The organism is Variovorax sp. Varisp85, assembly GCF_047304045.1.
Classification (GTDB): Bacteria; Pseudomonadota; Gammaproteobacteria; order Burkholderiales; family Burkholderiaceae_C; genus Variovorax.
Window position 1 is genome coordinate 1 of sequence record NZ_JBGLYN010000023.1, and the last position, 21,488, is coordinate 21,488.

The following is a 21,488-nucleotide window of genomic DNA, read 5'->3' on the forward strand; positions in this document are numbered from 1 at the left end:
TGCGCGCGCGGACGCGAATTCCGAACCGTCCGTTGCGAGCTGCCCCGTACCGTCGAGCCGCTTGCCGGTGGCGTCCGCGACCATCAGGCCGAGCGGGAAGACCGGGCTCAGCGTGCTGCGCTCCGCCAGCCATCCCCGCAGCCGGTCGGGCTGCGTCAGGAGTTCCGGCGGCAGGGTGGCCGCCAGGCGTTCGAGGAACGACAACCGCTCGCCCAGGTAGTTGTCGACGTTGCGCGCCACGTAGGCGGCCAGCGCCGTTTGCTGCACCGCCACCGATCGGGTCAGCTCCTCCCGCAGGAAGCGGCTGAGCTGGATGTAGCTGCCGGCGGTTCCCACCACCGCCATCAAAAGGCCCATCATGAGCAGGCGAACAACAAGGCTGTTGGCGGATTTTCTGAAGTTCACTCTGGCGGTGGGGCGTGAGGGCGTGAGGTGCGGGACTGTATCCCAAGCGCCCGGGCGCGCCGTGATCGCGCCCGCAACGTCACGCGGCGACGCCGAAGAAATGCTGGCGGTAGCGCGGCGACACGTCGTCCACGCGCAGCATCATCGGCAGGTCGGCGGTGTTGAACGCGACATCGAGCGCGGGCGGGCCGAGCAGGCGCGCGCCGCAGCGCAAGTAACCCTTGATGAGCGGCGGCGCGGCGGGAGGCGCGGTGTCGCTGTCGGCATCGGCTTCTGCATCGGTGTCCAGCGGCAGTGCGATGCGTGGCTCCACGCGCCAGCGCTGCTCGACCAGGTGCGTGCGGCACAGCTGGTGCCACAGCCGCGCGGCAGTCAGGCCCTGGTCGTCGAGCCCGATGCTGGCGCAGCCGATCATGGTGTCGAGTGCGTGGTCGACCATGTACTGCCCCAGCGCGGCCCACAGCGCCATGATCACGCTGCCCGAGCGCCAATCCGCATCCACGCACGAGCGGCCCAGCTCCAGCGCCCGCGCACGCAGCGGCGCGAGCGGCGCCAGGTCGAACTCGGTGTCGGTGTAGAAGCCGCCCGCGCGGCGCGCTGCTTCCGGAGTCAACACGCGGTAGGTGCCGATGAGCGGGCCGCGGCCGTGCACGGGGTCCACCGCATGCACCAGCAGGTGGTCGCAGAAGGGGTCGAAGCGGTCGGCATCGAGTCCGGGCGGCGTGCCTTCGGGTGGCGCGAGACGGGCGCCCATTTCCTGCGCGAACACGCGAAAGCGCAGGCGCTGGGCGTCGCGCACGTCCTCTTCGCAATCGGCCCAGCGGGTTTCCAGCATGGGCGCCGCGGCAGCGAGCGGCGCGAGCGAACGGCGGGGCAGGGCGTGCGAAGCGGTGATGTCCATGTGCATGCGGCAATTCAGTTGGATGGCGGATAGCGGTCGACCAGGCGGTTCTGCCGCCGGTTGAGCCGTGCGAGGGCGAGCAGGCCGATGGGCCGTACGCCGGCCTTGCGCTGCGCTGCGCCGATGGCGAACAGCAGCCGCTGCTTGGCGAAGACCATGCGAAAGCCCTGCAGCACGCCGATGTCGGGGTCCCAGGCCTCGATGGCTTCGGATCCCGCGCCGTTGATCTCCATGATGGTGAAGCCGCGCCCGGCGCCGAGTTCGCGCAGGTTCTCGCAGCGCACGTCGAAGCGCCCGAAATGGAAGTCGGGCATGTCGCGCGCGATGGCGTCGATGGCACGCACCAGCTCGGGCGTGATGAGCGCCGCGCCGTCGCGGTACAGCCCGCCCACGCGGGTCGAGCCGATGGTGGCCAGCCGAACCTGCTGGCCGGCGGCCGGCACGCTCTCGGACGGCACGCTGCATTCGTGGCGCGGCGAGCGCGCGATGCGGCGCGCGCGCACGTCGGCCGCCACGAGCTGCGCCACGGTGCTGCGGCCGTCGCCCGTCACGCGCGGGAAGTAGCGCAGCGCGAGGCCGATGATGCGGCCCTCGCCGGTGACGGGATCGCGTGCGTAGAAGATGCCTGCCTCGCCTTCCTGCGGCAGGTAGCGTTGCAGCACGACCGTTTCGCCGGAAGGAAAGGCGGCCAGGTACGCCCGCAGCGCAGCCATGTCGGGCAGCAGGCGAACGCCGTAGCCGCACAGGCCCAGGTCGGGCTTGGCGACGATGGGGAATGCGAGGCCGTTCTCAGCCATGATTCGCCGCAACGAGTCTTCGTTCGCCGTGCCATCGTTGAACACCGCGCAGTAGTCGGCCGTGAGCGAGCGCGCCAGCGGCCCCATGCCGCGGAAGTATTCGAGCTTGCCTTCGCCCACCAGTCCGCCCGAGGTGAGATGCGGGTTGGCCGCCGACGGCAAGGTGGCACCGCCGTAGCGCAGCGACAGCCACAGCCACTGCACCACCAGCGGCACGCAGATGAGCCACTTGGGCATGCGCTCCAGCACGCTGCATTCGCGCACCACGGCGAGCCGCGCGGTGTCGGCGCCGAGGTCGAGTCCGGCGGCCATCACGCGGCCTCCGCTGTGCGCGCGGCAACGAGCCCGACGGCGGCGATGCGGTCGATGTGCGCATACACCGGGCGTTCCAGTTCCTCGCCGAACACGTCGGGATCGATCTCGGCATACGACCACTCGAAACCCGGCGCGGTGAGCAGCGGCCGTATCTCGGCAAGGAACGGGTCTTCGCCATCGACCATCGCCACGCCGGTGTAGAGCAGCAGCTGCCCGCCCGGCGCCAGCCGCTTCAGCGACTCGGCCGCGATGCGCACGCCGAGCGCCCGCCCGAGCCGTGCGCCGCCGTGGCGGTAGGCGCGCTGCGCGGCATCGTCGAGGTAGGGCGGGTTCGACACGATGAGGTCGAAGTCGCCTTCGACCGCCGACAGCGCATCGCCCTGCGCGAGCGTCACAGGGATGCCGGCGGCCTCCGCATTGACGGCCGTGTACTCCAGCGCCAGCGGATTGATGTCGTTCATCACGATCGTGCAGGGCGTGTCCGTCGCCGCCAGCGCACGCGCCACCGCAATGCCGCCCGCGCCGCTGCCGCAGCCCACGTCGAGCACGCGCAGCGGCTGCTTTGTCTTGCGCGGGTTCAGCGCATAGCGGATGAAACGCCCGAAGCGATGCGTGTCGGGCCCGAAGAACACGGCGTTCTCCTCGACCGTCGGGTAGGCCGAGTGAAAGAACAGGTCGTCGCCGAGGCTGGCTATGCGCACCGTGCTGCGCAGCAGCGACCCTGTGCAGCGCACGATGCCGGCCTGCTCCATGCCGGCCAGCAGTTCCGGCGGCACGGTGCCCGCTTCGAACGGCAGGTTCCAGCCGAAGATGTCGCGCAGCGTCGCTCCCGGCTCGCGCCCGCGCCGCGCGAGCACGCGCTGGTGGGTCAAGGGCGTGACGGTCGTGAAGCGATAGCCCGTGGCCGCCACCTGGCGCAGCACGCCGGCTGCGTTCATCATGCGGCGACCTCCTCGGCTTGTTGCAGTTCGGCGGTGTAGCGCGCGAAGCAGCGCTCTCCGCAAACGAGCCGCATCAGCGCGCCCTCGGCGATGAACTGCCCGCAGGACGGATCGGCCTCGACCAGCGGCCGGATCACCTCGCGTATCCACGCGCGCGAGTGCGACACGTCGAGCGCCGCATGCAGGTCGAAGTAGGCGCGCGCACGGCCGCTCAGGCCCAGGCGGCGCATGCCGGCCGCCACCTGCTTCACCCGCCCGGGGGCCGTGAGCTCGATGACGCCGAGCGCGCCGATGGCGTGGTACGCGTAGCGCCGCGTGGTCGCCAGCCCGACCATGGTGTTGGCCAGCGCGAGCGACTCCCATACGGTGGTGTCGATGGCCGGATGCAGGTCGAGTTCGCGCACCATGTGCTCCAGCATCTGGCCGTGCATGGCGCTGCGCTTGCCATGGCCCATCTCGTCCCAGAAGTTGCGCGCGCATTCGAGCTTGGGCTGCGGCGGCAGCTTGACCTGGGTGCAGGCCAGCAGGTCTTCGAAGCCCGCTTCGCCTGCGGCCTCCTGCGTGAGGAACCAGCGCATCTGCGGCAGGGTGGCTTCCTGAGCCAGCCAGTCGAACAGCGGGTGATGCTGGCCGGGGCCCGTGCGCGCGAGCGACGCGAACCAGTTGGCGAAATGGTCCGCATTGCCGGCCGAGGCCGATGCCGCCACCTGCACCGTGGTGCGCAGGGCTTCGAGGTACCTGCCTTCGATCAGGCGGCATTCATGCTCTCGGGCGAGCTCATCCTGCCAGTGGGGCGACGGGCTGCCGAACTTCAGCCGTGCGGCGTTGAAGTGCGCCAGATGCCGATGAAGCTGCGTTTCCGCATGGGTGTGGGCGTTCGGGGCGTTGTCTGGAGACATGGCCGATCCTCGTCATCCGCTGGGCAAAAGAGGCAGCGTGCGCCTTTGCAAAGCGGCTGTCCGTCAGACGGCGCCTACAGATTGGCCCCAGGGGCGAAGATCGGGCTCAGGTCGCCCAGATGCGCGGCGTGGCCGCGGGCAGCTGCCACAGCTCGCCGCGCCATGCCTGCCAGACTTGCCGCAGCAACTGCATCGCGGGCTCGACCACGGGCGCGAGCACGCGCAGCACGACCACTTCGGCATGCGGGCTGGTGGCACCTGCGCTGCCGAACAGCGGGCTCGCTTCGAGCAGTGAGCGTGCGTGCGCCAGCAGGGCCTCGCGCCGGGCGCGCGCTACCGGCGAGCCCGCCACGAAGAACAGCGAGGCCAGGCAGCGGTGGCCGTTGAGGCCAATGGGGCTTTGCAGCAGCCGGTGGTCGGCCGCGTCGATGCGTCCGCGCTCCAGCCACACGCCGGGCACCTCGATGTGCTGCAGGTAGCTGCCGCGCTCGAAGGGCTGGTTGGCATTCGGCAGGCCGAGCGCGGTGATGTCCCAGCCGATCAGCTCGGCGCCGGGCTCGATCTCGATGGAAAGCCGGTTCTCTGCCTGGCAGCCGCTGTAGCAGATGGCTTCGAGCGGCAGCCATTCGAGCCGCGCGCCGGCTGCGAGGCGGATGCGCGTGCGCTGCAGCGCCAGCTCGCCTTCGGAGCGGTAGAAGCGCGAGGCGCCGGGCGTGGTGATCAGGCCATGGCTGCCGTCGGCGGCCTCGATGCCGAGGTCGAGCGTGTCTCCACCCACCAGGCCGCCCGGCGGATGCACGAGCACGTTGTGGCAGACGGCATCGCCCTCGGGGTACAGGCTCTGCAGGATGCGCAGCGGGCCGTCATGGCGGAAGCGGGCGACGGTGCGGGCGGATTCCCGCTGGTAGGAGAGATGGAGACGGGCGTGCCAGGGCATTCGCGGAGTCTAGTCGGGGTGTTTTCGTGGAACACCGCGGAACCGGCTTCGCCGGGCCGCCGGTGTTGCCCCCGGTAGGGGGTTGGCGAAGCGACACGAAGTGCGCGAAGCCTGGGGGCGAGCCCTACTTCCAGGCGCCGTCGTGCGCGGCACTCGCTTCGTCGACGAGTGCCGGCCCGATGCATTCGATCGGGTGTGGCGAGGCGCGGAACACATCGCGGCACGACAGCTCGGCATCGCGCTGGTCCTGCCGCTCGCCGCGGAACACGCGCAGGCGCTCGGCATCGATGCCGAACACCACGCGGCCGATGTTCGACCAGAAGATCGCGCCGGCGCACATCACACAGGGTTCGCCCGAGGCATAGAGCGTGGCGCCCGCGAGTTCCTCGCGCGGGAGCTTGCGCTCGGCCAGCGCGCGCAGCGCATTGATTTCTGCATGCGCCGTGCAGTCGCCGGTCTCGGCATTGCTGTTGCCGGCTTCGGCCAGCACTTCGCCGGCGGCCGAGACGATGACGCAGCCGAAGGGGCGGTTGCCCCGGCGGCGCGCCGCGTGCGACCAGACGATGGCCTTGCGCAGATAGCGGCCGTCGCGTTCATCGAGTGCTGTTTCGGCGGGATAGATGACGGTGTGGGTGTCGCTGTGGAAATTCATGCTTTGGGAAGGGAGCGTTCGATGCGCAATGGAAGCATCGAAGTATTGAAGATGGCGTCGGACGCGGGCTTGATCTTGAGGCCGAAGACATCGGCCACTTCGTCGACCTGCTGTTCGAGCAAGAGCTTCCGGATGTCGCCGAGGCCATGATCGCGCGTGTCGGCCGCACCCACGTACTGCGCGGTGATGCCCCAGCGCTCGAGTTCGATTTTCTCATCGAGGATGGGCTCGCGCTGGCGCATGGCCGCGATGCTCGGCGCCGGATTGGAAAAAGTCTCGACGATGGCGCGGTTGCTCGCGCGCAGGAAGGCCGCGACCACCTTCGGGTTCTGCGCGATGAGATTGCTGCCTGCAAGGATCGCGTTGCCGTACAGGTTGACGCCAGCGTCGGCGTACTTGAGCACCGACAGTTCCTCGGGCTTCATGCGCGCGAACAGCGACACGGCCGAGTCGTGGAAGTAGGTGGCGGCATCGACGTCGCCACGCACCATCACGTTGTCGCGCGCGCTGAAGTCGGTGGTCTGCCACTGGAAGGCGTCGGCGCGCATACCCTGCTTGCGCGCGACCAGGGGCCATGCACGGCGGGTCGATTCGACGGCGGCGGCCGCCACCTTCTTGCCCGCGAGGCTCTTGAAATCGCCGGTCACGCCGCGGTCCTTGCGGCCGATGATCGCGAACGGTGCGCGGTTGTAGTACTGGTACACGGCCTGCACCATCGGCGTGCCGGGGTTCTGCGCATTGAACTCGACCAGCGAACTGATGTCGCCCAGGCCGAGCTGGTAGACGCCGCTGGCGATGCGGGTGATGGAGGCCACCGAGCCGGCGCCGGTGTCGATGCTCACGTCGAGCCCCTCGTCCCTATAGTAGCCCTTGGTCTGCGCGAGGAAGAAGGGCGCGGTCTGGCCGTTGATGCGGAAGTCGAGCGTGAACTTGAGCGGGGTGAGCCTGGCGCCGCCCTGCGCGAAGACGGCGGGAGCGGCAAGGGTGGCGGCGCTGGCCGCGAGGAAGGATCGGCGTTGCATGTGGGGCCTCGGAAGCTTCGGTTCTTGAATCCCTCCGCAAAAATGCGGCAGGCGTTTCAAGAGCAATTTCCGGGCGGGCGCACGTTCGTGGTGCGTGCGCTGCTGAACGCTTCTACTCTTGCGGTGGGTCATGCACGACGCATGCCAAGGGATTTTGCTCGGGCATTGCAAGGGAAAACGTGCGCCGACCAGGAAGCCGCGCCACAATCCGGGCGCGCAATTTGCAAGGCAGGTTGCGCAGAGTAGAAGCGTTCAGCCACGCGACGGTTCCCGTCGATGGTGGGAAATTGCTCTTTCAGTTCGTCCCCCACACGACCACCGAAGGAGTCCGCGCATGCTCGTCACCCAACAACCCGTCTTCCGCAAGTTCTGGCATGCCGTCATGCCGCTCACCGAACTGGCCGGCGGCCCGAAGCCTTTCAGGCTGCTGGGCGAAGACATCGTTCTCTTCATCGACGCCGACGGCCAGCCCGCGGCGCTGCGGGACCGCTGCTGCCACCGCACCGCGAAGCTCTCGAAGGGCTGGTGCGTGGACGGAGAGGGCCGGACCTGCGGCACCGGCGCCATCCAGTGCGGCTACCACGGCTGGACCTACGACCGCAGCGGCCAGGTCATCCGCATTCCGCAGTACGAGCCCGACCGCAAGATCTCGCCCGAGTACCGCACCACGGCCTACCGCTGCACGGCGCGCTATGGCTATGCGTGGGTGGCGCTCGAGGAGCCCATTGCCGACATCCCGGCCATTGCGGAGTTCGACGACCCGGGCTACCGCACGATCTTCCAGTTCTACGAAGAGTGGCAGACCAGCCCGATGCGCGCGCTGGAGAATTCCTTCGACAACTCGCACTTCAGCTTCGTGCACCGTGCCACCTTCGGCGTGGCCGCGAGCCCGAAGCCGAGCAAGTACGAACTGGTGGAGAACGAGTCGGGCTTCTACGCGGAGACGGTCATCGATGCGGCCAACCCGGTGAAGTTCCATGCGATCAGCGGCGTGACCGATCCGATCACCACGCGCCACATGCGCAACGCGTATTACCTGCCGTTCTCGCGCCGGCTCGACATCGAGTACCCGAGCGGCGTGCGCCACATCATCATCAACTGCTTCACGCCCATTGACGACGGCCGCATGCAGCTGTGCCAATGGCTGTTCCGCAACGACACAGAGTCTGACTGCACGGCGCAGATGCTGATCGACTTCGACGACGCGGTGACGCGCGAGGACAAGGACATCCTCGAATCGACCGACCCCGATGCGCTGGTCGATACGCGGCGGCGCGGCGTGGAGTATTCGATGGAATCGGATCGGCCCGGCATGCTGATTCGCAAGCACCTGATGCAGCTGCTGGCGAAGCATGGCGAGGCGGAGGTTTATCGCGGCATGAGCAGTGCCGTGATTCCGATTGCAAAGGCCGCCTGAGCGGCCTCCGCATCAAGCCGGGGCAGTCGCCGGGTTCGGGCGCGTTGCGTGCGACGAGCCCTGTTCGTAGCGGTCCATCGCAAGGCCATCGGTGCGGATCTCCGGGCGCTGGCCCATCACCATGTCGGAGATCAGCTTGCCCGAGCCGCAGGCCATGGTCCAGCCCAGCGTGCCGTGGCCGGTGTTGAGGAACAGGTTGGCATAGCGCGTGCCGCCGACGATGGGCGTGCTGTCGGGCGTCATCGGGCGCAGGCCGGTCCAGAAGCTGGCGCGGGGCACGTCGCCGCCGGGGAACAGGTCGGTCACCACCTTCTCGAGCGTGGCGCGGCGTGCAGGGTTCAGGCGCAGGTCGAAGCCGCCGAGCTCGGCCATGCCGCCCACGCGGATGCGGTTGTCAAAACGCGTGACGGCCACCTTGTAGGTCTCGTCGAGCACCGTCGATTGCGGCGCGAGCGATTCGTCGAGCAGCGGCACGGTCAGCGAATAGCCCTTGACCGGGTACACCGGGATGTCGAGGCCCAGCGAGGCGATGGCGGCGCGCGAGTAGCTGCCGAAGGCCATCACGTAGCGGTCGGCCGTGAGGATCTTGCCGGCGGTGGTGCGCACGCCGGTGATGCGGCCGCCGTCGGTTTCCAGCGCGTCGATGGTCTGGCCGAAGCGGAAGTCGACGCCCAGGCCGCGGGCGATCTCGGCGAGGCCGCGCGTGAACAGGTGGCAGTCGCCGGTTTCGTCGTTGGGCAGGCGCAGGCCACCCGTGAGGCGGTCGCGCGCGCCGGCCAATGCGGGCTCGACGCGGGCGAGGGCGTCGCGGTCGAGCAGTTCGTAGGGCACGCCGCATTCCTCGAGCACCGCGATGTCGCGCTGCACCGCGTCGAGCTGGGCCTGCGTACGGAACAGCTGCAGCGTGCCGCCGGTGCGCTGCTCGTACTGCAGGCCGGTGTCGGCGCGCAATTGCTGCAGGCAGCCGCGGCTGTATTCGGCCACGCGCATCATGCGTTCCTTGTTCACGGCATAGGCCTCGGGCGAGCAGTTGCGCAGCATCGCGGCCATCCAGCGCAGCTGGAACAGCGTGCCGTCGGGGCGGATCGACAGCGGCGCGTGTTTCTTGAACATCCACTTGATCGCCTTCAGCGGAATGCCCGGCGCGGCCCACGGCGTGGAGTAGCCCGGCGACACCTGGCCGGCGTTGCCGAAGCTGGTTTCCTCGGCGGGGCCGGCCTGCCGGTCGAGCAGGGTGACCTCGGCGCCCGAGCGCGCGAGGTAGTAGGCCGTGGTGGTGCCGATCACGCCGCCGCCGAGAACGATGACTTTCATGGTGTATTCGCCGATTCAGATGGAATGAGTGGAATCTAAAGTGCACAATGCAGTGGATTCCATCGTTTTCAGTGAATTGGCAGCGAAATTCACTGAGACTCATCGTCCAACGCCGCGCCAGAAGTGAAATGCCCGAACTCGACCGAATCGACCGCCGCATCCTCGACCTTTTGCAGCGCCAGGGCCGCGTTTCCATGACCGAGTTGGCCGAGCACATCGGCCTGTCGGCCTCGCCCTGCGCCGAGCGCGTGAAGCGCATGGAGCGCGACGGCGTCATCACCGGCTACCACGCGCACGTGTCGCCCGAGGCACTGGGCAAGACGCTGCTGGTGTTCGTCGAGATCAAGCTCTCCGCCAAGTCGGGCGACGTGTTCGACAAGGTGCGCAAGGAGCTGCTGCACATGCCCGAGGTGCTCGAATGCCATCTGGTGTCGGGCAGCTTCGACTACCTCGTGAAGGCGCGCCTGAGCGGCATGAGCGAGTACCGGCACCTGCTGGGCGACATCCTGAAGAAGCTGCCGGTGGCGGCCGAGTCGCACAGCTACGTGGTGATGGAAGAAATCAAGGAAACGCTGATGCTGGCGGTCGACCGCTGAGCACACACCTCATTCAAGGACAGGCATGACCATTTCGATTCGCCGCGACGGCACCACCGGCACGCGCCACATCCTCAAGATCCGCAACCACGAGATTCCGGTCGACGCCTCGCCCGCGGGCGGCGGCAGCGACGCGGGCCCCGAGCCGCATGACCTGTACGACGCTTCGCTCGCCGCATGCAAGGCGCTCACGGTGCTGATCTACGCGCGCCGCAAGGGCATCCCGGTGGAAGACATCGAGGTCGTGGTCGACCGCGACGCCAGCGAGGAGCGCAAGGGCGTCTACCGCCTCAAGTCGGGCCTGCGCCTGAGCGGCGACCTGAGCGAAGCGCAGCGCGACGAACTGCTGCGCGTGGCGGGCAAGTGCCCGGTGCACAAGCTCATGACCGAGGTGAAGACCGAGATCGAGACCGGCTGGGCGGACTGAGCGCCAGGTGCCGCACGGCCAAAAGGCGTGGTCAGGTCCGTTTTGGGGCAAGGATTTACACTAGCCGGTGCCGTTTACAGGACACTTTCAACAATGAAGTGGGTCATTCTCGCCATCTTCGCGCTCAGTGCGCTCTACGTTCATTTCCGCGGCCAGGTGCGGCATCGCTTCTTCAGGCAGCTCTCCGACCACTCGACCTTCCTCGCTCCGCTGAACGTCTTCATGTACCTTTTCTCGAAGGTGCCGGGTACACCGTACCTGTCGCCCGCGCAGTTCCCCGAGATGCGCGTGCTCGAAGAGAACTGGGAGGTCATCCGCGAGGAAGCGCTGGCCATGCGCAATGGCGGCAGCATCAAGGCATCGAGCCAGTTCAACGACGTGGGCTTCAACTCCTTCTTCAAGAGCGGCTGGAAGCGCTTCTACCTGAAGTGGTACGACGAGGCGCATCCCTCGGCCGCCGTGCTGTGCCCGCGCACCACCGAACTGCTGAAGGGCATCGGCACCATCAAGGCCGCCATGTTCGCCGAACTGCCCCCGGGCAGCCGCCTGGTGCGCCACCGCGATCCCTTCGCCGGTTCGCTGCGCTACCACCTGGGCCTGTGGACGCCGGGCGTCGAAGGCTGCTACATCGACGTGGACGGCCAGCGCTACCACTGGCGCGACGGCGAGGCCGTGGTGTTCGACGAGACCTTCATCCACTACGCCGAGAACACCACCGACCACGACCGCGTGATCCTGTTCTGCGACATCGAGCGCCCGCTGAAATACCGCTGGGCCAGCGCCGTGAACCGCTGGTTCGCAAAGAACCTGCTGGCCGCCGCGAGTTCGCCCAACGACGTGGGCGACAAGACCGGCGGCATCAACCGCGCGTTCAAGTACATCTACCAGATCCGCGTGATCGGCAAGCGCCTGAAGGCGTGGGACAAGCGGGCGTACTACCTCGTGAAGTGGGCCATCTTCGGCGGCCTGGCGCTCTGGATCTTCTGGTAGGGCCACCAGGGCCGGCCTCTCGCGGCCTTTGCTGAACGCCAAAGGCGGTGAAGGATTGGCCTTCCCCTCGGCTCGAATCGAACCCCGACGCATGAAGATCTGCCGCCCGTGAACGCCATCGACCGGCTGCCCGAACCCACGAACCTCGCAGGCGCGCAAGCGCTCATCGCGCGCGTGCAGGCATTGCTCGATGCTGCGGGGCTTGCGATGCGTGCGCCGCCGTCCGAGCCCACCACCTGCTGCGGTCGCGGCTGCAACGGCTGTGTATGGGAGGGCTGGCTTGCCGCCGTGGCCTACTGGCGCGACGAGGCCTCGCTGATGCTCGGTTGAAGGCTCGGACATGGCGCCCCTGGCCGCGGCAAGGAGCGCTCGCGATCGCATCCCCGTTCGATCATCCCGAAGATTTCTGCCCCTGAGGCCTCCGCCCTGGGTCAGCTCTTGGGCTTTGCGTATTCCTCTGCGCTCATCACCTCGAGGCCGACGAACGAGTCGTTGCCTTCGACCCACGCGTCGTGACCCGGCGGGATGGTGTACGACATGCCTTCCTTGATGACGGCCTGCGAGCCGTCATTCATTTGCACGGTGATTCGGCCGGAAACCGCATACCCGACGTGAGCCACCTGGCAACTGTCCGTGCCCACGACCGGCTTGATGCACTTCGACCAGCGCCACCCGGGCTCGAACTTGAAGCGTCCGAGCGTGTACCCCTCGAGACGGACCACTTCGACCCGGGTCTTTTCAGGCTCCCGAACCTCGTCCGGTTCGTCATGGGATTTCGTCTGAAGCTTGTTGACATTCATTGGACTTGCCATCGCTACTCTCCTTGCACGAAGTGAGCAACTGGTTCGCGGCAGCCTCGTGCCAAGCCGCACGTGAACGATTGAATAGTAGTCCTGGGCCACCCGTGCGGTGACCTGGAAGCAGTGTTTTCTTTACCGATCATTCTTCCTTCATGGAGGCTGCGATGCGCTTGGTGAGCGGATGCAGGAGGTAGACGAGCAGCGAGCGTTCCCCCGTCTTGAAGACCACCTCGACCGGCATGCCCGGCTGCAGCGAGCGTTTGCCCAGCTTACTCTGGCCCTCCTGCGTCACTGCCACCCGCGCGAGGAAATAGCTCGTGTTGGTCTGGGCGTCCGTCAAGAGATCGCCGGATACCGAAACCAGCTTGCCCTGCACCACGAGCTGCGGAGAATGGGCAAACGTCGAGAAACGCACGTCCACCGGCATGCCGGCGTGGACGCGGTCGATCAGATGGGGTGGCACTCTCGTTTCAAGCAGCAAGGGCTCATTGGCAGGCACCACATCCATCAGCTTTTGCCCCGGCGCGATCACGCCACCCACGGTCTGCGCCACCAGCGCCACCACCTGGCCCGAAGCGGGCGAACGGATCTCGGTGCGGCCCAGTTCGTCCCGCAAGGCAAGAAACTTCTCGAAGTCTCCAAGCACCTCGCGGCTGACTTCCGCCTGCTGCGTCTCCACTTCCTTGTGATATTCCTGCTGCCTGGCAATGGCGCGCTGGCGAAGCTCCGCGACCGACCGCCGGGCCCGGCCCATGTTGCCGATGAGTTCGGCAATGAAGGTGCTCGATTCCGCTGCCTGGCGTTCCATCTCCAGCTGGCGAGTGCGCGGGACATAGCCTTCGGCAACCATCTTGCGTGTCTGGGTCAGTTCCTCGTCGAGAAGCGAAAGCTGGGTTCGGCGGCTGCTCAACATGCTTGCGTAGGCTTGGGACAAAGCTTGCTGGCCCTGGATGTTCTCTTCGATCGATTGCAGGTCGGCGCGCAAGGCGGCGCGGCGCGACCTGAGCAGTTGCTCCTGGTTGAACATCTGTTGCCGGATCAGCGGGTCCGCCGCAGCCGCCTGCAAGTCCGGATGGAATTCGATGGTGTCCTGTCCCCCCTGCTCGGCCAGCAGGCGGCCTTGTATGGCGCGAAACCCCAGGTAGCGCTGCCGCACCGTTTCGAAGCTCGCCCTGGCCGCGGCGTCATCGAGCTTGAACAGCAACTGTCCTTCCTGGACTTGATCGCCTTCGCCGACCCGCACCTCCTTGAGGATGCCTCCGACCTGGTGCTGGACCGCCTTGCGCTTCGTGTCGATGGCGACCTGCCCCTGGCTCGGCACGCCCTCGTCCAGCGGAGCAAATGCGGCCCACAGCAGAAACCCGCCGAATCCTGCGACCAAGGCCCATGCGCCGATTCGCCCTGCGCGTCCAAACTCGTTTCCGAGTCCATTGGCATCCTGCGATCGATCGTCCTCGATCGGCGCGGGGACGGAACTCACGTCTCTGAGAAGGTTCGGTTTGGCCATTTGGGACTCCCTGCGAGATGAATCGAGGACAGGACGGCGCCGGATCAGGCCGACTGCACCAAGGCCGCCGGCCGCACGTCGGTCCGAGGGCGACGAAAAGACGCGAGCACGGCATCGCGCGGTCCGTCTGCCGTCAGTTCGCCATCGCCCAGAACCAGGAGACGGTCGGCCACGGCCACCGCGCCCTGGCGGTGGGTCACCAGGAACACCGTTGTCCCCTTGGCCTTCAGCTCGCGTATGGCTCGCAGCAGCGCTGCTTCCCCAGCATCGTCCAGGTTGGCATTCGGCTCGTCCAGAACGATGAGCGATGGGTCGCCATAGAGCGCCCGGGCCAGCCCGATGCGCTGCCTCTGTCCCCCGGAAAGTAGGCGCCCTGCGTCCCCGATGGGGGTGTCGTAGCCCTTGGGAAAGCGCAGGATCGTCTCGTGCAGGCCGGCGCTGGATGCCGCCTCGATGACCTTGCGCGAGTCGACCTCGCCGAGCCGCGCAATGTTCTCGGCAATGGAGCCCCCGAACAATTCGACGTCCTGCGGCAAATAGCCAAGATGCGGGCCCAGTTCGAGACGATTCCAGCCCCGGACCGGCACGCCGTCGAGCAGCACCGCGCCACGGGATGCCGTCCAGATTCCGACCATCACCCTCACCAGCGTGGACTTGCCCGAGCCGGAAGGTCCCAGCACCGCGACCACGGTTCCCGCGGGGACCGCAAACGAAATGTTCTTCAGGATGGGGGCCGTGCGCCCTGCGGCCTCCGCAAAGACGCCTTGCAGGCTGATCTCGCCGGTGGGCGCGGCTCGGGAAGGGGCAGGCGCCTGCTCGGGGAAGTCGGCCAGCAGTTTCTCAAGACGTTCGAGTGCGGCACAGCAGGAGACAAACCCACGCCACGCACCGAGCAGCTGGTCGATGGGCGCGAGGGCGCGGCCCATCAGCACGTTCGCCGCAATCATCGCGCCTGCCGACAACTGTCCATCGATCACCAGCAGCGCCCCCGCCCCCAGCGCGAGCGACTGTTGGCTGTAGCGTATGAATTTGCTCCAGCCGGTGACGCGATTGACAAAGCCGTGCGCGGAAGCGCTCTTGTCCATGCAGGCCGCGTGCTGGCGATTCCAACGCTCTTGCAGGTTGGCGACCATGCCCATCGATTCGAGCACCTCGATGTTTCGAAGCTTGCTCTGCAGGTCGCTCATCGTCTCGCTCGCGGCTTTCAGGGCCGCTTCCGATGGCGCGACGGTCTTCCTCTGGCCGAACCAGGCCAGTGCGGCCTGGACAAGGGCGAAACAAAGCGCCAGGACGCCGAGCCAGGGATGAAGAAAGAAGATCACCGCGATGTAGATCGGCGTCCAAGGTGCATCGAAGAGCGCAAAGATGCCCAGGCCGGTCAGGAACTGGCGGATCTGGTTCAGGTCTGCGAACGGTCTGGACGCGGTGGATGTCGACTGGCCGAGGTAGGCCTGGAAGCTCCCGTTGAACACCCGGGTGCTCAGTTGCCGGTCGAAGCGCAGGCTGGCCCGCACCAGCAGGCGCGAGCGCAGCCATTCCGACAAGGCCAGCGCACAGAAAAGGAACATGGTGATCAAGGAAACCGCGAGCAGGGTGAGTTCGCTTTGACTGGCCAGCACGCGGTCGAACAGCTGCAGCATGTAGATGGTCGGCGCGAGCATGAGCAGATTGGTCAGGAAGCTCAGCATTCCGACCAGCAGGAACTCCCTGCGGAAACCCCAGAGGGCGCGCCCCAGTTCGCTGCGGTTGAAGAGCGGAGGTTTCTTCATGGCAGTGGATTCGTCTGAAGCGCGGCGCTCGCAGCGGTTGCGGCATCGCGCGGCTTCGGTACGGGACTGTTGGCCGCCTTGCGCATCCGGTCCACCGCCTGCTCACCGGCTTGCCGCAGCGCAGCCAGGACCTCGTCGCGTGCGCCGAATGCCTGCATCGCGCCGTCGCACAGCACCAGCATCTTGTCCGCCACGGCCAGCACGCTGGAGCGGTGCGTCATGACGACGAATGTCGTGCCGCGCGCCTTGAGCTTCGAAATGACAGCCGCCAATGCGGCGTCGCCAGCGTCGTCGAGGCTCGAATTCGGTTCATCGAGCACCACCAGCGCGGGCTCGCCGTAGATCGCGCGCGCCAATGCGACCCGCTGCCGCTGCCCGCCCGACAGCATGGTCCCTTCGGGGCCGATCGGGCTGTCGTAGCCCAGCGGAAGGCCCGCGATGCAGGCGTGCAGATCGACGGCCAAAGCTGCCGCCTCGACCTTCGCAGGCCGCACCTCCCCGAAGCGCGCGATGTTCTCGGCCACCGTGCCCTCGAGCAATTCCACGTCCTGGGGCAGATAGCCGATGTGCGGGCCGAGTTCGCTCTTGTCCCATGCGAAAACGTCCGCGCCGTCCAGCCGCACCTTGCCGCTCGTCGCGGGCCAGAGGCCGACGATCAGGCGTGCCAGGGTCGTCTTCCCCGCGGCAGAAGGCCCCACGACGGCGAGCACCTCGCCGGGCACCAGGCCGAAGGCCACGTTCTTCAGAATGGCCGGACCGTTGCCCGGAGCGCCGGCAACGAGGCTTTCGACTTGAAGCGCGCCTTTGGGCGGCGGCAAGGACATCGTGTCCGGTCTTTGGGCAATGACGCCCAACAGGCTGTCCAGACGCTGCCATGCATCGCAGGCATTCACCACCGCGCGCCATTGCGTCACGAGCTGCACCAGCGGCGCCAGGGCCCGGCCGCCCAGGATCGAGCCGACGACCATCATTCCGGCGCCGCCGTTGAGCTGGTTCTTCAGCAGCAGCCAGGCACCCAGGCCGAGCAACAGGGAACCCATGGCGACCTGCAGGAACTTGCTGACGGCCTGATAGGCCCCGGCACGGTCCGAAGCGATGGCCTCGCGCTGCAGGAAGTCGCGTCGCTTGTCCATCCAGCGGCGATGGACGTCCGGCAGCATGCCCATCGACTCGATGACCTGCGAGTTTCTCAACGCGGCGTCCGCATACTGCTGCGCTTCGATCGCACTGCGATTGGCCGACACCAGCGGCGGCCGCGTGCTCCGGTCGTTGATCCACCCGACGAACACCTGCAGCAGCGAGCCCACGACGGCCGACAGGCCCAGCACCGGGCTGATGGCGAACATCAGCCCCACGAAGACCAGCGAGACCGGCGCTTCCATCAACGCCAGCAACGGCGGTGAATACAGGAACTCCCGCAAGGTCCGAAGGTCGTTGAGAGGCTGCACGGTCCCGCCCGGCAGCCGCTTGAGACCCGCTTCGAAGATGGCGCAGAACACGCGGTCCCGCATCTTCCGATCCAGTTTCTGTCCGGCCCGATACATCACCTCCGCGCGTGCCCAGTCGAGTATTTCCATCAGGCAGTAAGCGGCCAGGACCAGCAATGTCAGCATGGCCAGCGTGAGCGGGCTGCGGCTGTTCACCACTCGCCCATACACCTCCAGCATGTACCCGCTCGGCGCCAGCAGCAAAAGGCCGGAGCAAACACTGAACCAGGCCGCCCGCACGAAGTAGGCGCGGAGCGTTGTCACCGCCTGCCGCAACTCGCCAGACTTTTCCTGAGGCTTCATACCACCTCGCAGGTTCGACATCAGTACGCCCGAGCACAGGCGGGGTGAGAAGGGGGCCGCGTTTCTGCTGCCCCCTTGCGCCAGGATTCGTTATGCGATCGCTTCCGTTTGCTGGGTCGTGCCTATCAGGTTGGCCACGCCGTCGATCTCCAGGTGGACGTCGAAGTTGAAGCCCGCGAAGTCGGCATCGCCGTCGATCACCTGACCCACAAAGTTCAGGTCCACGTCCGAATTGATCGTCGTCGATGTGATCACATCGATCTTGATGATCTTGAACACGTCGTTGTCCGCCGTATCGGCATAGTTCGAGCCGGTCGCTGTCAGATTCACCGTGTTGTGGCTGCTCAGGCTGATGCCCGTGCCGGTGATGTCTTCGGTGCTGCTCAGGACCTGCACGCCCGTGATCTGGTAGTTGGCGCTGTCGTAGTCGTCCTCGCCGATGCTGACGACCTTCAAACCTCCTCCGGCCGATTGATAGTCCGCCGCAGAGTTGGCGATCAGGAGCCTGGTCGTGGAAGTGTTTGTCGACGCGTTGAACAACTTCAGCAGAACAGCCACATCCTCGCCGTCCGTGATCTGGTCGATCGTGATGTTGATCGCGTCGGCGTAGGCCGTGTCCGTACCGACGATGGCCGCTCCTGGGCGCTGCGGTGGACTCGTCAGATTGGGGTTGCTTACCGGATTCGACCTGTAGAAGTCGAAGTTCAGCAACTCGCCCGATTGGACGGTATCGGAGTTCACGCCGAGGGTGTTGGTTGCGACGTTGACGAAACCGGCGCTCTCGCTGGTGAAGGTTTCGCCCGCCAGAAAGGCGTGGTTGTTGCCTGCCAGCAGGTCACCGGAGTCGCTCGGAGGCGTGGACGCCCTGGCCGAAAGCACGCCGAAGAAGTCGTTGCTGTATTGCTGGACCACGATCTCCGGCGAGTTGTTGCCTTCCGTGTCGTAATTGAAGGATGCCAGCGGCGCACTCGTGGAGAACGTCGTTTGTCCTCCGAAGACCTGGTCCAGGTCGAAGGAGAAGGTGCCGTCCGTCTTGTTGAAGACGACCGTGCCCGTTGCCGCCTGCGTCGTCGTCGACGTCGGCCCGGGGTAGTAGTTGAAGCCGAAGTTGTAGGTGACCGTCGTGGCGTCTTCGGCGAAGTGCGAGACGGTTGCATCGGTGATGGGCCGCCCGCCGCCGGTCGTTCCGGTCAGGCTGTTCAGCACGATGCCGTCGGTCGACGCGTTGTCCACGTCGTCGGCGCCAACGGAGATGTTGTAGGTCCCCGTAATGGGCTGGGCGTCGTTCGTTCCGTTGAGGTCGGAGATGGAGGTCACCGTCGGGCCGTCGTCGTCGAACTTGATGTTGGCGCCGATATTGAGCACCTTGGAATCGGTCGCGGTATCGCCATCCCCGTCGGTGAGCGTCACGGCATTGGTCAGGGTGATCAACGTGTCGACCAGCGTGGCCTGCTGGGCCGCGTAGTTCGACGAGGCACCCGGCAGCGCGTGGTCGATTTCGGCGAACTGCTGCAGTGTCACCGAACCGGTCCCACTCACCGTGAGGTCGAAGATGGTGTTGGCCGCCGTGATGCCGGCCGCGGTGGCGGAGGTCGATCCGACGACCGTCGTGCCAACCAGGTACAGCTTGATGCTTGCGCCGTCGCTCGTGAGTCCTGAAGCTCCCCCTTGCGTTGCCACGCCGAGCGCATAGGTCGATGTGGTGCTGCCCGCCCCATCGGCGCCATAGCTGCTCGACGTCACGCCGAAGGCACTCGCGAAGTCCTGGGTGGCGGAGTCGGTGGCCGCTGCGATGGTCTGGGCGTCCTGGGTATTGAGCAGCGCCGTGTCGGTTGGCGTTGCCAGCACGATCGTCGGGCCGTCATCGTCGAACTTGATGTTCGCGCCGATGTTGAGCACCTTGGAATCGGTAGCGGTGTCGCCATCGCGATCGGTGAGCGTCACGGAATCGGTCAGGGTGACCAGATCGTCGGCCAGCGTGGCCTGCTGGGCCGCGTAGTTCGACGAAGCACCCGGCAGCGCGTGGTCGATTTCGGTGAACTGCTGCAGCGTGACCGAACCGGTTGCGCTCACGGCCAGGTCGAAGACGGTATTGGCCGCTGCGACGCCGGCCTCGGTGGCGGAAGTCGAACCGACGACCTTGCCGCCCAGCAGGTACAGGTAGATGGTCGCGCCATCGCTCTTGAGCCCGGAATCTCCGCCTTGCGTCTTCACGCCGAGCGCGAAGCTCGAGCCGGTCGTGCCCGCCCCGTCGGTTCCGAAGCTGCTCGAAGTCGTGCCGAAGGCAGTCGCGAAGTTCTGGGTGGCGGAGTCGGTGTTTGTTCCGATGGTGTCGGCGTCCTGCGTGTTGAGCAGTGCGGTGTCGGTGGGCGTCGCCAGCACGATGGACGGGCCGTCGTCCTCGAAGTTCATCATGGAGCCGACCTCTGCCGTTGCGCTGGAAACCTGCAGCAGCCGGAAACCCCCGATGTCGAAGTCGGCGTGGGTGTTGCCCGAGGCATTGAGGGCGGCCCCGTTTTCGATGAGTACGCGGTTGTGGTCCGCCGAGGTCGTGTATTCGATCGAGTAGCCGGCCTTGACGCCGGTGATCGTCGCAACGCCGTTGGTGATGCTGATGACGATGGCCGAACTCAGTGCGCCCTCGGCGCCGTTCGAGAAGGTTTCCAGAGGCGCCCCGGTGACGGAATCGAGTACGCGCACGCTCGTGATCGAAACCACCTGGTCGCCCGCATAGCCGTCGATGAAGCTGTTGCCGGACTCGACCGCCGTGCTGTACGCGGTGACCTTGACCTGGGCACTCTTTCCGCTTTGCAGCTGCACCACGTCGAAATCGGCGGTCCTGGCTCCGAACATGCCGGTGAAGTCGATGTTCGACTCCAGATCGGCCTCGTTCTGGTCCAGGTTCGGAATGGTGACGTCCGCCCTGGCGCCGGTCACGAACGTGAAGCGGATGCCTTCCTGCTCGGTGATCATCTGGCTGTTGGTGCCGAACGTGGTCGGCCCGCCGGCCTGGCTGGTGTTGATCGTGTCGCCGGTCGTGATGTTGATGTCGTCGGCGGTGCTGTTGGGGTTGGCGCCGGACTGATTTGCCGGGTCCTTTCCCGTCGCGATGATCGTCACGTCGGAAATCCGGCCGTTGACGATCGTCGGGTTGTCCTTCGTGAACATCAGGAACAGGTTCTGGCCGGATGGCGCGCCTGCGAGGTTGAAGTCCGCACTCTGGCCGACGCTGACGAAGACCTTGTTCAGCAGGTTGACCGCATCGTCTGGATTGGTCGCATCGGGGTTCGCTATCGCTTCATACTGGACCATCCACATCTTGGCGCCGGTCACCGGGGTTCCCGTCTCCTCCAGGTAGGCCGCGAACACGACGACATTGAGGGCCGTCTTCCCGTAGACGACGTTGTTGTTGGTCGGATCGGTGTACAGGAAGATGTCTTCGCCATCGGCGGTGTTGAGACCGCTGTCGAAGCCATTGAGCGGAGCGCCGTTCGCGTCCGTGAAGGAGATATCGGTGACCGCGCCGGTTACGCTGAACGTGAATGCGTTGGTGCCGGCATTGGTCCCGTCATAGCCGCTCAAAGCGGCGTTGATGGCGGTGCCGACACTCTGGGCCGCCAAGCGGCTGCTGAAGGCCGTCGGCAGCGAGCTTGCGGAGATGTCATTGTCGTTACTGTCGCCGGCAATGGCGGGAGTATCGGCAAGGTTCTGCAAATTGGCGGATTCGTCCAGAGTGACGGTCGAGCCGGCCGTCAGATTTAACGCAGGCATAAACACTCCTCGGTTTGGAAAAAAATGCCGACAGCATTGATGCCCCGATTTACGCGCGTTCGCTGGCAATCAGTCAGGTCCATGTATCAGCAGGGAGGAATGCTGAACCGCCAGGCGGCGCGCTGTCCATAGGATAAAAGTTGTCACCCAAGGGATGACGCGCTGTGCCGGGCGTGTGCCCCTCATGCCCATAACCTTTTGATACCTTGCGAGGGCCGCGGACCTATCTGCACGATGA

At 66.3% G+C, this 21,488-nt stretch carries 18 protein-coding genes and 1 pseudogene; 5 read left to right on the plus strand and 14 right to left on the minus strand.

The annotated features are described in order from the left end of the window. From ACCC97_RS11665 to ACCC97_RS11700, 8 genes and pseudogenes are all read right to left on the minus strand, one after another. Positions 1 to 405, minus strand: a pseudogene (locus tag ACCC97_RS11665) (hypothetical protein); the annotation flags it as partial. Between the two features lie 79 nt (positions 406 to 484). Further along, positions 485 to 1,312 (minus strand): GNAT family N-acetyltransferase, encoded by an 828-nt coding sequence (locus ACCC97_RS11670; protein ID WP_413332915.1) that lies wholly within the window; start codon positions 1,310 to 1,312, stop codon positions 485 to 487. Positions 1,313 to 1,320: 8 nt separating this feature from the next. Continuing rightward, positions 1,321 to 2,415 (minus strand): hypothetical protein, encoded by a 1,095-nt coding sequence (locus tag ACCC97_RS11675; RefSeq protein ID WP_007837288.1) that lies wholly within the window; start codon positions 2,413 to 2,415, stop codon positions 1,321 to 1,323. Further along, positions 2,415 to 3,359, minus strand: a complete 945-nt coding sequence (locus tag ACCC97_RS11680) for a methyltransferase (protein ID WP_413332917.1) — start codon at positions 3,357 to 3,359, stop codon at positions 2,415 to 2,417. The genes ACCC97_RS11675 and ACCC97_RS11680 overlap by 1 nt, the downstream gene beginning before the upstream one ends. Then, positions 3,356 to 4,258, minus strand: coding sequence for an iron-containing redox enzyme family protein (locus ACCC97_RS11685; protein WP_413332919.1), 903 nt, complete (start codon positions 4,256 to 4,258; stop codon positions 3,356 to 3,358). Before ACCC97_RS11685 ends, ACCC97_RS11680 begins: the two co-directional genes overlap by 4 nt. 106 nt (positions 4,259 to 4,364) lie before the next feature. Beyond that, complete coding sequence (locus ACCC97_RS11690; protein ID WP_007837292.1) at positions 4,365 to 5,195, minus strand: urease accessory protein UreD; 831 nt, start codon at positions 5,193 to 5,195, stop codon at positions 4,365 to 4,367. A gap of 124 nt (positions 5,196 to 5,319) precedes the next feature. Next, positions 5,320 to 5,847 (minus strand): nucleoside deaminase, encoded by a 528-nt coding sequence (locus ACCC97_RS11695; protein WP_007836108.1) that lies wholly within the window; start codon positions 5,845 to 5,847, stop codon positions 5,320 to 5,322. Beyond that, positions 5,844 to 6,869, minus strand: coding sequence for an ABC transporter substrate-binding protein (locus ACCC97_RS11700; protein ID WP_007836107.1), 1,026 nt, complete (start codon positions 6,867 to 6,869; stop codon positions 5,844 to 5,846). The genes ACCC97_RS11695 and ACCC97_RS11700 overlap by 4 nt, the downstream gene beginning before the upstream one ends. 334 nt (positions 6,870 to 7,203) lie before the next feature. Here ACCC97_RS11700 and ACCC97_RS11705 point away from each other — a divergent pair, with 334 nt between their 5' ends. Continuing rightward, complete coding sequence (locus tag ACCC97_RS11705) at positions 7,204 to 8,286, plus strand: aromatic ring-hydroxylating oxygenase subunit alpha (protein WP_007836105.1); 1,083 nt, start codon at positions 7,204 to 7,206, stop codon at positions 8,284 to 8,286. Between the two features lie 12 nt (positions 8,287 to 8,298). Here ACCC97_RS11705 and ACCC97_RS11710 read toward each other — a convergent pair whose 3' ends face one another. Further along, positions 8,299 to 9,600 carry a D-amino acid dehydrogenase gene (locus ACCC97_RS11710; RefSeq protein ID WP_007836104.1) on the minus strand — a complete coding sequence of 434 codons (1,302 nt, stop codon included), beginning with the start codon at positions 9,598 to 9,600 and terminating at the stop codon, positions 8,299 to 8,301. Positions 9,601 to 9,728: 128 nt separating this feature from the next. On the opposite strand from ACCC97_RS11710, the gene ACCC97_RS11715 reads away from it, so the two are divergent. The 4 genes from ACCC97_RS11715 (at position 9,729) to ACCC97_RS11730 (ending at position 11,943) form a co-directional block, all read left to right on the plus strand. After that, a complete protein-coding gene (locus tag ACCC97_RS11715) occupies positions 9,729 to 10,196 on the plus strand; it encodes a winged helix-turn-helix transcriptional regulator (RefSeq protein ID WP_007836101.1) in 468 nt (155 codons plus the stop codon). Positions 10,197 to 10,221: 25 nt separating this feature from the next. After that, positions 10,222 to 10,623, plus strand: coding sequence for an OsmC family protein (locus ACCC97_RS11720; RefSeq protein WP_007836099.1), 402 nt, complete (start codon positions 10,222 to 10,224; stop codon positions 10,621 to 10,623). Between the two features lie 93 nt (positions 10,624 to 10,716). Continuing rightward, a complete protein-coding gene (lpxO, locus tag ACCC97_RS11725; RefSeq protein WP_007836098.1) occupies positions 10,717 to 11,613 on the plus strand; it encodes a lipid A hydroxylase LpxO in 897 nt (298 codons plus the stop codon). 108 nt (positions 11,614 to 11,721) lie between these two features. Continuing rightward, the gene (locus ACCC97_RS11730) at positions 11,722 to 11,943 is read left to right on the plus strand and encodes an oxidoreductase-like domain-containing protein (RefSeq protein ID WP_007836097.1); all 222 of its coding nucleotides are present in this window, start codon (positions 11,722 to 11,724) and stop codon (positions 11,941 to 11,943) included. 101 nt (positions 11,944 to 12,044) lie between these two features. Here the strand turns inward: ACCC97_RS11730 and ACCC97_RS11735 are convergent, their stop codons facing one another. The 5 genes from ACCC97_RS11735 to ACCC97_RS11755 form a co-directional block, all read right to left on the minus strand. After that, positions 12,045 to 12,425: a cupin domain-containing protein gene (locus tag ACCC97_RS11735; RefSeq protein ID WP_007836096.1), complete on the minus strand. Its 381-nt coding sequence runs from the start codon at positions 12,423 to 12,425 to the stop codon at positions 12,045 to 12,047. A 127-nt stretch (positions 12,426 to 12,552) separates the two neighbouring features. Then, on the minus strand, positions 12,553 to 13,920 hold the full coding sequence (locus ACCC97_RS11740) for an HlyD family type I secretion periplasmic adaptor subunit (protein WP_007836095.1): 1,368 nt from the start codon (positions 13,918 to 13,920) through the stop codon (positions 12,553 to 12,555). A 44-nt stretch (positions 13,921 to 13,964) separates the two neighbouring features. Further along, on the minus strand, positions 13,965 to 15,689 hold the full coding sequence (locus ACCC97_RS11745; RefSeq protein WP_007836094.1) for a type I secretion system permease/ATPase: 1,725 nt from the start codon (positions 15,687 to 15,689) through the stop codon (positions 13,965 to 13,967). After that, positions 15,686 to 17,479: a type I secretion system permease/ATPase gene (locus ACCC97_RS11750; protein WP_007836093.1), complete on the minus strand. Its 1,794-nt coding sequence runs from the start codon at positions 17,477 to 17,479 to the stop codon at positions 15,686 to 15,688. The genes ACCC97_RS11745 and ACCC97_RS11750 overlap by 4 nt, the downstream gene beginning before the upstream one ends. A gap of 90 nt (positions 17,480 to 17,569) precedes the next feature. Continuing rightward, positions 17,570 to 21,250 (minus strand): beta strand repeat-containing protein, encoded by a 3,681-nt coding sequence (locus ACCC97_RS11755; RefSeq protein WP_413332923.1) that lies wholly within the window; start codon positions 21,248 to 21,250, stop codon positions 17,570 to 17,572. Positions 21,251 to 21,488: the final 238 nt, after the last annotated feature.